The sequence below is a fragment of the Stutzerimonas urumqiensis genome, from assembly GCF_003640395.1.
Classification (GTDB): domain Bacteria; phylum Pseudomonadota; class Gammaproteobacteria; order Pseudomonadales; family Pseudomonadaceae; genus Stutzerimonas; species Stutzerimonas urumqiensis.
In genome coordinates this window covers 67,062-81,573 of record NZ_RBZQ01000004.1, presented here as the reverse complement: position 1 = coordinate 81,573, position 14,512 = coordinate 67,062, and the positions used below count along the sequence as shown (strand labels likewise).

Sequence of the window (14,512 nt, the reverse complement as noted above, 5' to 3'; positions counted from 1 at the left end):
CCGGGGCCGGAGCCGGAAACGAAAAGACCCGCTCGAAGCGGGTCTTTTCCAGCCACTGGGGTCAGGCCGACATTTCCACCAACAGCTTGTTCAGCCGCTGAACATAGGCCGCCGGGTCCTTCAGGCTGTCGCCTGCCGCGAGCGCGGCCTGATCGAACAGGATGTGCGTCAGGTCGCCGAAGCGGTCTTCATCCGGTTCGGCATCGAGCTTCTCGATCAGCGGGTGTTCCGGGTTGATCTCGAAGATCGGCTTGGACTCAGGCACCTTCTGACCGCTGGCCTCGAGAATCTGGCGCATCTGCAAGCCCAGATCCTGCTCGCCGATCGCAAGGATCGCGGGCGAGTCGGTCAGTCGATGCGAGACCCGCACCTCGGCGACCTGCTCACCCAGCACCTGCTTCAGGCGCTCGACGAGCCCCTCCTTCGCCTTGGCCACTTGCTCCTGGGCCTTCTTGTCTTCCTCGGTATCGAGCTTGCCAAGGTCCAGGTCGCCGCGCGCAACGTCAACGAACGACTTGCCGTCGAACTCGGTGAGGTAGCTCATCAGCCACTCGTCGATGCGATCGGTCAGCAGCAGCACTTCGATGCCCTTCTTGCGGAAGACTTCAAGGTGCGGGCTGTTCTTCACCTGGGCATGGGATTCGCCGGTGAGGTAATAGATCTTGTCCTGGCCGTCCTTCATGCGCCCGATGTAGTCGCCGAGCGAAACCGACTGCTCGCCGCTGGCATCCGTCGTCGAGGCGAACCGCAGCAGGCCGGCGATCTTCTCCTTGTTGGCGAAGTCCTCGGCGGGGCCTTCCTTGAGGACCTGGCCAAAGGCTTTCCAGAAGGTTTTGTAGTCGTCTGGCTTGTCCTTCGCGAGCTTCTCCAGCATGTCCAGCACCCGCTTGGTCAGGGCCGACTTCATCGAATCGATGACCGGGTCCTTCTGCAGGATCTCGCGGGAGACGTTCAGCGACAGGTCGTTGGAATCGACCACACCCTTGATGAACCGCAGGTACAGCGGCAGGAATTCGTCGGCCTGATCCATGATGAACACGCGCTGGACATAGAGCTTCAGCCCTCTCGGCGCTTCGCGGTGATACAGGTCGAACGGCGCACGGCCGGGCACGTACAGCAGCGAGGTGTATTCGAGCTTGCCCTCGACCTTGTTGTGGCTCCACGCCAGCGGATTCTCGAAGTCGTGGGCGACGTGCTTGTAGAACTCCTGATACTCCTCGTCCTTCACCTCGGCGCGTGGACGGGTCCAGAGCGCACTGGCGCGGTTGACGGTTTCCCACTCGGGCTCGACCGGCTCGTCCTTCTCCTCGCCGTGATGCTCTTTCGGCAACTCGATGGGCAGCGCGATGTGGTCGGAGTACTTCTTGATGACATTGCGCAGGCGCCAGCCATCGGCGAATTCGCTCTCCTCGGCCTTGAGATGCAGAACGATGCGCGTGCCACGCTCCGGTTTATCGACCGTGGCGACTTCGAACTCGCCCTCGCCACGGGACGACCAATGCACACCTTCGCTGGCCGGCATACCGGCACGACGGCTGTAGACATCCACCTGGTCGGCAACGATGAAGGCGGAGTAGAAGCCGACACCAAACTGGCCGATCAGGTGCGAATCCTTCTTCTGGTCGCCGGACAGATTCTTGAGGAAATCGGCGGTGCCGGACTTGGCGATGGTCCCGAGGTGGGTGATCACATCCTCGCGGCTCATGCCGATACCGTTATCTTCGAGGGTGATGGTCCGGGCGTCCTTGTCGAAGCTGATGCGGATCTTCAGGTCCGCCCCACCCTCGAGCAGCTCCGGTCGCGCGAGCGCTTCGAAGCGCAGTTTGTCGGCGGCATCCGAGGCATTGGAAATCAGCTCGCGAAGGAAGATTTCCTTGTTCGAATACAGCGAATGAATCATCAGGTGAAGCAGTTGCTTCACCTCGGTCTGGAAGCCCAGGGTTTCTTTTTGAGTTTCCACACTCATGGTCATCAGAACTCCACGTGGTCGAAGGCAACCGCAAAGCGGCGATGTCACGCAGATGGGGCCGGCGTGCGGGATTTCAAGCCGCACGCCTTAAACCCGTTCGTCAGTCGAGCCGTTCCAGCAGCACGATTTCACCGGGCGACAGGACATAGGCGGCCTGCCCCGGGCCTTCGCGGGAGCGCAGTATCGAAAGCCGGCCCTCGGCATCGAGCCCGGCGAAAGTGCCGGAAGCGACGCCGCCTCGCTCGGTATGCGCGCGCAGCCGCTGGTGCAGGAAACGCTCGGGATGTCGGAGGACCGTTTCCAGCAGGAGCGGATCGTCACGGGTCGCGTGAAGCGCCTGTGGCGTCTCCGGAACGGCCGGCGCCGCAACGCGGGCAGGCCTGACGCGTTGACCATCCGTGGACACCTGCCAGCCGTCGGTGGCTTTCGTCAGCTCGAGCGTCAGCCGCCGCGCCTGGCCATCGATGCGCGCGTCCACCGTCAGGCGGACCTGCGTCGCCGGCCATTGCACCGGCGGCAACGGCGCCAGCTCGATCCGCTCGGTGGCGTAGCGACGCTGCAGATGGTCGAGCACGACGTAGGCCAGCGTCTGGTCGGAGTCGACGGTACGATCCGGGGGCATCGCAGCGAGCGCATCGCTAGCCAGTTTCACCTGGCCGCTCAGGCTGGTATCGGACGCCGGCGGAAGCACGAGGTGGAAATCGCCCGCCATCGTGCGAGGCGCTTCGGCCGTCAGGTCCAGGTGCAGGGTATAGCCACGGTCGAAGCGTTGAACCTTCGGTTCGCCGAATTCCGACTCGCGCCACCGCAGCTCGACCACCGGCAGCGCGCCGCGATCGGTTGGCAGCACGCCCAGGCGCACGGTGCTACCCGGCTCTTCGGGCAACTGGATCGTTACCTCGCGCATCGCCTGGCCCTCGGTGCCCTGGCGCAGCATCAGCGTTCGCCCCTCGAGCTCGGCCAGCGTCGGGGCGAAGGACTCACCGCGAAAGGTGCCGGTGAGTGCCTGGCCGGTTTCGTCGGCCGGCAGGCGTAACCACTGAAGGCTGAGCAGCGCTGCGAAGCGCTCGGCATCACGGTTCGCCAGCAGCGAGACACCGACGATCAACGGGACGAAGCCCAGGCAGAACACCAGCATGGCCCTGCGGGCTCGGTTCCAGTCGCGAAAGAGGTACAGCAGCAGTCCTGGCGGCAGAAGGCTGGCGCAGCCCCATAGCAGGCTGCGTTGAAAGGCAAGGCTGATCAGCCATACCAGGCCGGCCAGCATGAGCAGCAGGCCGCTCAGAATGAGCAAGGCATCCATTCGAAGTATCCCAGAGTCGATGAAATCGCCGCGCTGGGCTCAGGGCTCGTCGACCTTGAAATGGCAACGTGCGGTGGCGATGGGCTCGCTCTGGCGGGTTTGCCAGGCCGTTATCGAGACATTGGCAACCCGCCGCCCCTGTCGCCAGACCTGGCAAGCAGCGAAGGTGTCACGATAGTGACCGGCTCGTAGGTAATCTATCGAGAAGTCGATGATTTTCGGCAAATGTGGCGCACCCATGAACATCAGCAGGTGCAGCATCGCGGCATGCTCCATGAACCCGGCGATGACGCCGCCATGCAAGGCGGGCAGCATCGGGTTACCGATGTTTTCCGTGTTTTGCGGCAACCGGAAGACCATCTCGTCGCCCAGGCGCAGGCACTCGATGCCGATCAGCTGGGCATAGGGCACCAGCTTGATCAGTGCGTCATAGTCGTTGCTGGCGTGGGCCTGGCTGACCAGGTCATGCAAAGTCCGCCCGTTCACGCGTTCTGCCCTCCTGCCGCCGGATGCCCCTGGCGCCCCATCCGCATGAAGGTGCCGACGACATGGGCGATCGGCTGGTCGATGTCGTCCTGATAGGCAACGCCGCGGGTAAAGATCACCGTCGGCGTGACTCGGTAGCATTCGGCAAAGCCGAACACGTCCTTGCCCGGTTCGGCCGGATGCATGTAGTCGATGCGCAGATCGAGCGTGGGGCAGATTTCCAGCTCCGGCAGCGCACACGCCGTCGAGATGCCGCATGTGGTGTCCATCAACGTCGTGATGGCTCCGCCATGAATCCCGCCCGTCTCGGGATTGCCGATGATCTTTTCGCTATAGGGCAGGCGCAGCGTGAGCACATTCCGGTCGGCATGCTGGACGCTGAGGCCCAGCACCTGGCAATGGCGCAGGCAGGCAAGGAATTGCCGGGTGCGCTGCAGGATCAGTTCGTCACTCATCACTCACTCCGTTCAAGGCCGGGCATCTTAGCCGCACGCCCGGTTGCGACCTATTCCTTGATCGCCTCGCTGCTCAAGGTCGGCGTATACACCATGACGCTCAGCACGTCGGAATGAAATTCCCGCCGGTAGAGGATCAGCACGACGCCGGTCGCCACCACCATGAAGAACCAGGGGCTGACGAACCACGAGAGCACAGACATTCCGAAGTAATACGCCCTCAGGCCGAAGTTGAACTGGTTGGCCGCCATCGAGATCACGCGCGCCGTGCGCTGGGCGAAGGCCTTGCGCTCAAGGTCGCTGACATTCCGCTCGCCCACCATCGGCGCCGAGCCCACCAGCACGGCGGCGAAGTTGTATTGGCGCATGCACCAACTGAAGGTGAAGAACGCATAGACGAAAACAATCGCGAGGCACAGCAACTTCACTTCCGACAGGCCACGGCTGGCCGGTTGCACGAACGGCAGATCGGCCAGCAGCGACACCGCTCGATCGGACGCGCCGAGCGCCGTCAGGATGCCAGCCAGGATGATCAGCGTGCTCGACGCGAAGAAGGAGGCGTTACGCTCGAGATTGCCAATGACGTTGGCGTCGGCAATCCGGTTGTCGCGCAGCAGCATCCGCTGCATCCAGTCTTCCCGGTACAGGTGCAGCACGCTCGCCAGGCAGGCCGTATCCCGCGCACGCCAGCCGGCGTAACGGGTATAGCCGGCCCAGCACAGAACGAACCAGACGACCGCCAGCAGATGCGGCCACAGATGAGCACTGTCAGTCATGTTGTCCCCGCGGGTGATGACACGGCGGCGAGTATAGTGCGCCGCCGTGTCGTTCACGCAGCCGATATCAGGCCGGATGCGTTGGGCGTAGCCGATCGATGACAGCGGCGACCACGAGCGTGAGCATGACCGGCACGAGCCAGCCCAGGCTCTTGTCGGCCAGCGGCAGCTGGGTGAAGAACGCCGGCACCACCGCGTTCAGTCCGGCCGCTGCGAATCCATCGGCAATGCCGAATACCAGCGTCACCGCCATGACCGGAACGAACACGGTCGACGGTCGCCGCCACCACCGGCTCATCAGGCTCAGCCCGACCAGCACGATTGCCAGCGGATACAGACCGACCAACACCGGCACCGAAACGCTGATCAGCTGGGTCAAGCCCTGGTTCGAGACCAGCAGGCTGAACGCCGAAAACACCACGACGACGGTTCGATAGGACACCGGCAGCAGCGCGCTGAAATACTCGCCGCAGGCCGTCACCAGGCCAACGGCAGTCGTCAGGCAGGCGAGCGTGATCACCACGGCGAGCAACAGGTTGCCGGCCAGCCCGAAACGGTGATCGACATAGGCGGTCAGGATCTGCACGCCGTTTTCAGCGCCGGCGGCGATCTCATGACTGGTTGCCCCAAGGTAGAACAGCGCGAGGTAAACCAACGAGAGCCCAGCCGCGGCCATGAGGCCCGCCACGATCGTATATCGGGTGATCAGCCGAGGTTCGCGAATGCCGCGGCTCTGGACGGCGGTCGTGATCACGATGCCGAACACCAGCGCGCCCAGCGTATCCATCGTCAGGTAGCCATCGAGAAAACCCTTGGTGAACGGCGCGCGGGCATAGTCCGGTGCCGGCACACCGACAGGCCCGACCGGCATGAAGATCGCGGCGCCACCCAGCAGCAGCAAGGCGACGATCAACAGCGGCGTGATGAACTTCCCTACCCTGTCGACCAATTCGCCCGGCGTCAGCGATAGAAACAGCACCAGGCCGAAGTAGAGGCAGCTGAACACCAGCAGCGCCATGTCGGACACGCCGGTGAACGGCACGATGCCCATCTCGAAGGAGACAACCGCCGTGCGCGGCGTCGCGAACAGCGGGCCGATCGCGAGGTACACCGCCACGGCGAGCGCCACACCCGCTATTCGGCCGATGGGCGAAGTCAGTTGATCCATCCCACCGCCGACACGGGCGAGCGCCACCACCGTCAACAGAGGGAGCCCCACCCCGGTCAGCAGGAAGCCGATGGCGGTGATCCAGAGTTCGCTGCCAGCCGCCATACCGGCGCTTGGCGGGAAGATGATGTTCCCCGCGCCCAGGAACAGCGCGAAGGTCATGAAACCCAGTGCCACGACATCGTAGCCTTTCAAACGAGTCATCGAAAATTCTTACCGCAGGTGAATTGCCGGAGACTGCCAGAGCGTCGTCCGGTCCGTAATGCAAAGGGCCACCCGAAGGTGGCCCTTTGTGTGAAGCAGGCGCTTAGGCCTTCTTCATTTCCCAACCGGTCAGCTCGGCGAGTGCCTTACCGATGTCGGCCAGCGAACGCACGGTCTTCACACCAGCATCCTGCAGGGCGGCGAACTTCTCGTCCGCAGTGCCCTTGCCACCGGAAATGATGGCGCCGGCATGGCCCATGCGCTTTCCGGGCGGTGCGGTGACGCCCGCGATGTAGGACACGACCGGCTTGGTGACGTTGGCCTTGATGTAGGCCGCGGCATCTTCCTCGGCCGAACCACCGATCTCGCCGATCATGACGATCGCTTCGGTCTTGGGATCGTCCTGGAACAGCTTCAGGATGTCGATGAAGTTGGAGCCCGGAATCGGGTCGCCGCCGATACCGACGCAGGTCGACTGACCGAAGCCGGCGTCGGTGGTCTGCTTGACCGCTTCATAGGTCAGGGTCCCGGAACGCGACACGATGCCGACCTTGCCCGGCAGGTGGATGTGACCGGGCATGATGCCGATCTTGCACTCGCCGGGGGTGATGACGCCCGGGCAGTTCGGCCCGATAAGGCGGACGCCCAGCTCATCGCACTTGACCTTGCAGTCCAGCATGTCGAGGGTCGGGATGCCTTCGGTGATGCATACGATTAGCTTGATGCCGCCGAACGCCGCTTCCAGGATGGAGTCCTTGCAGAACGGAGCCGGAACGTAGATCACCGACGCGTCGGCGCCGGTCGCTTCGACCGCTTCCTTGACGGTGTTGAACACCGGCAGGCCGAGGTGAGTGGTGCCGCCCTTGCCGGGGGTCACGCCGCCGACCATCTGGGTGCCGTAGGCGATGGCCTGCTCGCTATGGAAGGTACCCTGGCTTCCGGTGAAACCCTGGCAGATGACTTTGGTGTCTTTATTGATCAGGACGCTCATTACTTACCCTCCGCGGCCTTGACGACTTGCTGGGCAGCGTCGGTCAGGCTGGTTGCCGCGATGATGTTCAGACCGCTTTCGGCCAGGACCTTGGCGCCCAGCTCCGCGTTGTTGCCTTCGAGGCGAACGACCACCGGCACTTTCACGCCGACTTCCTTCACCGCACCGATGATGCCTTCGGCGATCATGTCGCAGCGCACGATGCCGCCGAAGATGTTCACCAGAACGGCCTTCACGTTGCTGTCGGACAGGATGATCTTGAACGCTTCGGTCACGCGCTCCTTGGTCGCGCCGCCACCGACGTCCAGGAAGTTGGCCGGCTTGCCGCCGTGCAGGTTGACGATGTCCATGGTGCCCATCGCCAGACCGGCGCCGTTGACCATGCAGCCGATGTTGCCTTCCAGCGCGACGTAGTTCAGCTCGAACTTCTGCGCATGGGCTTCACGGGCGTCGTCCTGCGACGGGTCGTGCATCGCGCGCAGCTTCGGCTGGCGGTACATGGCGTTGCCGTCGATGTTGATCTTGGCGTCCAGGCAGTGCAGGTTGCCGTCCTTCTTGATCACCAGCGGATTGATCTCGAGCAGGGCGAGGTCGTAGTCCTGGAACAGCTTGGCCAGGCCGACGAAGATGTTGGTGAACTGCTTGATCTGGTCGCCTTGCAGGCCCAGCTGGAATGCCAGCTCACGGCCCTGGGAAGGCTGAGCGCCAACCAGCGGGTCGACGGTGGCCTTGAGAATCTTCTCGGGCGTCTCGTGGGCGACTTTCTCGATCTCGACGCCACCTTCGGTAGAAGCCATGAAGACGATACGACGGCTGGAACGATCGACCACGGCGCCGAGGTACAGCTCCTTGTCGATGTCGGTGCAGGATTCGACCAGAATCTTGCTGACCGGCTGCCCGTTGGCGTCCGTCTGGTAGGTCACCAGGCGCTTGCCGAGCCACTGAGCGGCGAAGGCCTTGGCCTCTTCCTTGCTCTTGACCAGCTTGACGCCACCGGCCTTGCCGCGGCCGCCCGCGTGGACCTGGGCTTTGACGACCCACATGTCACCGCCAATCTTGTCGCATGCCTCGGCCGCTTCGTCCGGGCTGTCTACGGCGAAACCCTTGGAAACAGGCAGGCCGTACTCAGCGAACAGCTGCTTACCCTGATATTCGTGAAGATTCATGCTTTTCTACCGTCTTCGTTGGTATTGCGCATTTTCGGCGCTGCGTGAGCCGCGCCACCTTCAGGACGCGTCCTCGCCACGCGTCGAATGACCACGGCACCGTGATCATTCGATTCGAGACAGGCGACAGCGCCCCGTGATGACTGCCAGACCGACAGTCGGACGGTGTCCGCGTGCCGAAGCACGACGGTAGCCGCCGATGTTTTCTTATTGTTTAGCGTTTCTTGCGGTTGGCCACGTGAATGGCGTGACCGTTGACGGCCAGGGCCGCCTCGTGCAGCGCCTCGGAAAGCGTCGGGTGCGAGAACACCATCATGCCGAGGTCTTCGGCACTGGTGCCGAACTCCATGCCGATCGCGCCCTGCTGAACCAGCTCGGCGGCGCTCGGGCCGATTACATGAACGCCCAGGACACGGTCGGTCTTGGCGTCGGCGATGACCTTGACCAGGCCGGTGGTGTCGTTGGCCGCCATCGCGCGTCCGCTGGCCGCGAACGGGAAGGTACCGATGTTCAGCTCGACGCCCTCGGCTTTCAGGGCCTGTTCGGATTTGCCGACCCATGCGATTTCCGGGTGGGTGTAGATGACCGACGGAATCAGGTCGTAGTTCATCTGGGCCTTGTGGCCGGCAATGCGCTCGGCAACCATCACGCCCTCTTCGGACGCCTTGTGTGCCAGCATCGCGCCGCGCACCACGTCACCGATGGCGAATACGCCCGGTACGCTGGTTGCGCAGTAGTCGTCGACGAAGATAAAGCCACGCTCGTCGAGATCAACGCCGCTGTCGGTCGCCAGCAGATCGGTGGTGACCGGACGACGGCCAACCGCGACGATCAGCTTGTCGAAGGTCAGGTTCTGCTCGCCGTCGGCATCGGTGAAGTTGACGGTCACCTGGTTGCCATCGACCTTTGACCCGGTAACGCGCGCGCCGAGGCGGATCTTCAGGCCTTGCTTGGTGAGGACCTTGAAGGCTTCCTTCGCGATCTGCTCATCGGCGGCGGGTAGGAACTTGTCCATCGCTTCGATGACGGTCACGTCGGACCCCAGACGGGCCCAGACCGAACCCAGCTCCAGGCCGATCACGCCCGCGCCGATGACACCGAGGCGAGCCGGTACGCTCTGAATGTCCAGGGCGCCGGTGGAGTCGAGGATGACCTGCTGGTCGACCGGGGCCGGCGGAATATCGACCGGCTTGGAGCCCGATGCCAGGATGACGTTGTCCGCGGCCAGGGTCTGCTTGTCGCCGTCCAGGCCGGTCACTTCGACCTGCTTGCCGGCCAGCAGCTTGCCGTGGCCCTCGAAGACGGTGACGCCGTTGGCCTTCAGCAGCGCAGCAACGCCGCCGGTGAGGTTCTTAACGATCTGGTCCTTGCGCGCGATCATGGTCGCCACGTCCATCTTCACCTCGCCGGTGCTGATGCCGTGCACGTTGAAGCTTTCATGCGCCTCGTGGAACTTGTAGGAGCTGTCCAGCAGCGCCTTCGACGGGATGCAGCCGACGTTGAGACAGGTACCGCCCAGTGCGGTCTTGCCTTCCTTGCCCTGGTACTTCTCGATGCAGGCTGTTTTCAGTCCCAATTGAGCGGCGCGGATGGCGGCGACGTAGCCGCCGGGGCCGGCGCCGATCACGATGACGTCGAATTTCTGGCTCATGTTCATTCCTCTTCGCAAAAGCGGGCATGACGCCGCAGGCGCGAACGCCTGCGGCGGCGACTCAGATGTCCAGCAGCAGGCGAGCCGGGTCTTCCAGCAGGTCCTTCATGGTTACCAGGAAGGTAACCGCTTCCTTGCCATCGATCAGGCGATGGTCGTAGGACAGGGCCAGGTACATCATCGGCAGGATCACGACCTGACCATTCACCGCCATCGGACGCTCCTGGATCTTGTGCATGCCCAGGATCGCAGTCTGCGGCGGGTTGACGATCGGAGTGGAAAGCAGCGAACCGAACACTCCGCCATTGGAAATGGTGAAGGTGCCGCCGGTCATGTCTTCGATCGTCAGCTTGCCGGCCTTGGCCTTCTTGCCGAAGTCGGCGATGCCGCCTTCGATTTCCGCCAGGCTCATGAACTCGGCATTGCGCAGCACCGGTACTACCAGGCCACGATCGCTGGAAACGGCGACGCCGATGTCCTGGTAGCCGTGGTAGACGATGTCATTGCCGTCGATGGACGCGTTAACGCCCGGCTGGCGCTTGAGCGCTTCGACCGCCGCCTTGACGAAGAAGGACATGAAGCCGAGGCGAACACCGTTGTGCTTCTTCTCGAACAGATCCTTGTACTTCGAACGAAGGTCCATGATCGGCTTCATGTTGACTTCGTTGAAGGTCGTCAGCATTGCCATCGACGACTGGGCCTCGACCAGGCGTTCGGCCACCTTGGCGCGCAGGCGAGTCATGGGAACGCGCTTCTCGACACGGTCGCCCGCAGCGAAGATCGGTGCAGCTGCAGCCGGGGCGGACGGCTTGCCCGCCGGAGCACTGGACGCACCGCTCTTCTTGGCCTCCACCGCCGCGACCACGTCTTCCTTGGTGACGCGACCGCCCTTGCCGGTGCCGCGGATGCTGTTGGGATCGATCCCGTTCTCTTCGGCCAGCTTGCGCGCTGCCGGGGCCAGAATGGGGTCTTCGCCACCCTCGGACGGGGCGGCAGCGGGCGCGGCGGCAGGCGCCTGGGCTTGAGCCGGTGCAGGCGCGGCGGCCGATGCGGTAGCGCCTGCATCGAGCCGGCCCAGCAATTCGCCGCTCAGTACGGTGTCGCCCTCGTTCTTGACGATCTCGGACAGAACGCCGTCTGCCTCGGCGAGAACCTCCATAACGACCTTATCCGTCTCGATGTCGACGATCAGCTCGTCGCGCTTGACGGCTTCGCCCGGCTTCTTGTGCCAGGTAGCAACGGTGCCGTCGGCAACCGATTCGGGGAACGTTGGGGCTTTGATCTCGATGGCCATTAGTCAGGTGTCCTTTTGATTCGGTTTACACCGGAGCCGCTCGGGCAGCTCCGGTACGAAGGGATTAAACGGTGAACGCGTCCTGCAAGAGTTTTTCCTGCTGCTCGGCATGCATCGAGGCATAACCGACCGCCGGAGCGGCCGAAGCCTCGCGACCGGCGTATTCCAGGAACAAGCCTTTCTTGTGTGCGGTAGCCACGCGACGCATGTGATGCTGGCTGCAGTACCACGCCCCCTGGTTCATCGGCTCTTCCTGACACCATACGATGTGTTCGAGGTTCTGATACGGCGCCAGCACTTCAGCAAGATCGTCCTCGGGGAACGGATACAGCTGCTCGATACGAACGATCGCGATGTCCTCGCGCCCTTCGTTGCGGCGCTTGTCCAGCAGATCGTAGTAGACCTTGCCGCTGCACAGGACCAGCCGATTCACCTTCGCCGGGTCGAGCTGATCCACTTCGCCGATGACGGTCTGGAACGACCCGTCGGTCAGCTCTTCCAGCGTCGAGATGGCCAGCTTGTGACGCAGCAGCGACTTGGGCGTGAGGGCGACCAGTGGCTTGCGCAGCGGGCGAATCACCTGGCGACGCAGCATGTGGTAGACCTGAGCCGGCGTGGTCGGTACGCAGACCTGGATGTTGTGCTCGGCACAAAGCTGCAGGTACCGCTCCAGGCGTGCGGACGAGTGCTCCGGCCCCTGCCCTTCATAACCATGCGGAAGCAGCATGGTGAGCCCACAGAGGCGGCCCCACTTGTGTTCCCCGCTGGTGATGAACTGATCGATCACGACCTGTGCACCGTTGGCGAAATCACCGAACTGGGCTTCCCAGATCACGAGTGCGTTAGGCGTCGTCGTCGCGTAACCGTACTCGAACGCCAGCACCGCCTCTTCCGAAAGGAACGAGTCGTACAGGTCGAACCGAGGCTGGTTCTCGTACAGATGCTGCAGCGGCAGATAGGGGGTGCCGTCCTTCTGGTTATGCAGCGCCGCATGGCGGTGCGAAAAGGTCCCGCGGCCGACGTCCTGGCCGGTGATGCGGATGGGATGACCTTCGAACAACAGGGTCGCGTACGCCATCGTCTCGGCGTAGCCCCAGTTGATCGGCAATGCACCCGCACCCATCTTCTGCCGGTCTTCCAGAATCTTGGCGACCTGGCGCTGGACTACCAGACCTTCCGGCAAGTCCAGCAGCTTGTTGGACAGCTCCTGCAGCGTCTTGAGGTCGAAGCGGGTGTCGTGGCGTGCCGTCCAGGCGTGGCCCAGGTAGGGGCGCCAGTCCACGAAGAGTTCCTTGTTCGGTTCCTTGACCAGGCTCTTGACGACGTGCAGCCCGTTATCGAGGGCATCGCGATACTCGTCGATCTTCGCTTGCACCTGCTCGGCGGTAAGCACCGCACCCTGGATCAGGGCATCGGCGTACAGCTCACGCGTGGTACGTTGCTTGGCGATCTTCTGATACATCAGCGGCTGGGTGCCGCTCGGCTCGTCGGCCTCGTTGTGGCCGCGACGGCGGTAGCAGATCAGATCGATGACGATGTCGCGCTTGAACTGCATGCGATAGTCGACCGCCAGCTGCGTGACGAACAGCACGGCCTCCGGATCGTCCGCGTTCACATGGAAGATCGGCGCCTGGATCATCTTCGCCACGTCGGTCGCATACTCGGTGGAGCGCGCATCCTCCTGGCGACTTGTGGTGAAGCCCACCTGGTTGTTGATGACGATGCGGATGGTGCCTCCCGTCCGATAGCCGCGGGTCTGCGACATCTGGAAGGTTTCCATCACCACGCCCTGGCCGGCCACGGCCGCGTCACCATGGATGGTCACAGGCAGCACCTTGTCACCGGCCGGATCGTTGCGGCGATCCTGGCGAGCACGGACCGAGCCCTCGACGACCGGAGACACGATCTCAAGGTGAGACGGGTTGAAGGCCAGCGCGAGGTGCACCTCGCCGCCCGGCGTCATGACGTTCGACGAGAAGCCCTGGTGGTATTTGACGTCGCCCGAACTCAGGCCCTCGACCTTCTTGCCTTCGAACTCGTCGAAAAGGTCGCGCGGGTTCTTGCCGAAGGTATTGACCAGTACGTTGAGGCGGCCACGGTGCGCCATCCCGATGACGACTTCCTTGGTGCCATAGGAACCGGTCCGCTGGATGATCTCGTCCAGCAACGGGATCAGGCTTTCACCGCCTTCGAGGCCGAAGCGCTTGGTGCCCGGGTACTTCGTGCCGAGGTACTTCTCGAGACCTTCCGCGGCGGTAAGACGCTCGAGCAGGTGGCTCTTGAGCTCCGGCGAGAAGGATGGCCGGCCGCGAACGCTTTCCAGACGCTGCTGGAACCAGCGACGCTGCTCCGAATCGACGATATGGGTGAACTCGGATCCGATGGTGCGGCAATACGTCTCTTGCAGCGCCTGGTGAATCTCCCGCAGAGTCGCCTCATCTTTGCCTATCGAAAGATCGCCGGTGCGGAACACGGTATCCAGATCGGCATCGGTCAAGCCGTAGTGATTGACCGAAAGGTCGGCTGGCGCCGGGCGTTCACGCAGACCGAGCGGATCGAGCGTCGCTGCCTGATGGCCACGCATGCGATAGGCCTGGATCAGACGCAGTACTTCGACCTGCTTCTTTTCGTGATCGCTACTGACACTGCCCGCTGACACGGGCTGCGCGCGGCGCTGGTTCTTGGCGAGCAGCACGAAATGCTCCCGCACGGTCGAGTGCGACACATCGGTCGTCGCGCTGCCATCGGCTGGCAACTTCTGGAAGTACGAGCGCCACTCATCTGGCACCGCATTGGGGTCGTGCAGGTAGAGCTCGTAGAGCTCTTCCACGTAGGCCGCATTCCCACCGGATAGGTGGGCGCTGTCCCACATGCGCTGCATTACGCTTTCTTGCATGCTCGGTCACCCTCGATAAGGGGACACCACCGGCGGACATCGCAGGTGCCTTCCTGAGTCCTCGTAGCGACTCAGGAAAGCCACCACAACCCCGCAGATAGCCCGGGTACCAGCCCGAGTGCCCCTGCTGGTCATCATTTCAAAGCGGAAACC

11 protein-coding genes are annotated in these 14,512 nt (G+C 63.2%); all 11 read right to left on the bottom strand.

Going from position 1 to position 14,512, the window contains the following annotated elements; translation table 11 throughout:
- Positions 1-61: 61 nt before the first annotated feature.
- The 11 genes from htpG to D7325_RS08715 all read right to left on the bottom strand — a co-directional run bounded on the left by htpG (position 62) and on the right by D7325_RS08715 (position 14,359).
- On the bottom strand, positions 62-1,966 hold the full coding sequence (gene htpG, locus D7325_RS08765) for a molecular chaperone HtpG (protein ID WP_120995558.1): 1,905 nt from the start codon (positions 1,964-1,966) through the stop codon (positions 62-64).
- 103 nt (positions 1,967-2,069) lie between these two features.
- Positions 2,070-3,272 carry an MFS transporter gene (locus D7325_RS08760; RefSeq protein ID WP_120995187.1) on the bottom strand — a complete coding sequence of 401 codons (1,203 nt, stop codon included), beginning with the start codon at positions 3,270-3,272 and terminating at the stop codon, positions 2,070-2,072.
- A gap of 39 nt (positions 3,273-3,311) precedes the next feature.
- Positions 3,312-3,758 (bottom strand): PaaI family thioesterase, encoded by a 447-nt coding sequence (locus D7325_RS08755; RefSeq protein ID WP_120995186.1) that lies wholly within the window; start codon positions 3,756-3,758, stop codon positions 3,312-3,314.
- Positions 3,755-4,213 (bottom strand): PaaI family thioesterase, encoded by a 459-nt coding sequence (locus D7325_RS08750; RefSeq protein WP_120995185.1) that lies wholly within the window; start codon positions 4,211-4,213, stop codon positions 3,755-3,757. The genes D7325_RS08755 and D7325_RS08750 overlap by 4 nt, the downstream gene beginning before the upstream one ends.
- A gap of 50 nt (positions 4,214-4,263) precedes the next feature.
- On the bottom strand, positions 4,264-4,989 hold the full coding sequence (locus D7325_RS08745; protein ID WP_120995557.1) for a DUF599 domain-containing protein: 726 nt from the start codon (positions 4,987-4,989) through the stop codon (positions 4,264-4,266).
- A gap of 67 nt (positions 4,990-5,056) precedes the next feature.
- On the bottom strand, positions 5,057-6,361 hold the full coding sequence (gene brnQ / locus D7325_RS08740; RefSeq protein ID WP_120995184.1) for a branched-chain amino acid transport system II carrier protein: 1,305 nt from the start codon (positions 6,359-6,361) through the stop codon (positions 5,057-5,059).
- A 103-nt stretch (positions 6,362-6,464) separates the two neighbouring features.
- Positions 6,465-7,352 (bottom strand): succinate--CoA ligase subunit alpha, encoded by an 888-nt coding sequence (gene sucD / locus D7325_RS08735; RefSeq protein WP_120995183.1) that lies wholly within the window; start codon positions 7,350-7,352, stop codon positions 6,465-6,467.
- Entirely contained in the window at positions 7,352-8,518 is a 1,167-nt protein-coding gene (sucC, locus tag D7325_RS08730) for an ADP-forming succinate--CoA ligase subunit beta (protein ID WP_120995182.1), read from the bottom strand. Before sucC ends, sucD begins: the two co-directional genes overlap by 1 nt.
- A gap of 214 nt (positions 8,519-8,732) precedes the next feature.
- Positions 8,733-10,169, bottom strand: a complete 1,437-nt coding sequence (lpdA, locus tag D7325_RS08725; protein ID WP_120995181.1) for a dihydrolipoyl dehydrogenase — start codon at positions 10,167-10,169, stop codon at positions 8,733-8,735.
- A 61-nt stretch (positions 10,170-10,230) separates the two neighbouring features.
- Positions 10,231-11,463: a 2-oxoglutarate dehydrogenase complex dihydrolipoyllysine-residue succinyltransferase gene (gene odhB / locus D7325_RS08720; protein WP_120995180.1), complete on the bottom strand. Its 1,233-nt coding sequence runs from the start codon at positions 11,461-11,463 to the stop codon at positions 10,231-10,233.
- Positions 11,464-11,527: 64 nt separating this feature from the next.
- Positions 11,528-14,359, bottom strand: coding sequence for a 2-oxoglutarate dehydrogenase E1 component (locus tag D7325_RS08715; protein WP_120995179.1), 2,832 nt, complete (start codon positions 14,357-14,359; stop codon positions 11,528-11,530).
- Between the last annotated feature and the right edge of the window lie 153 nt (positions 14,360-14,512).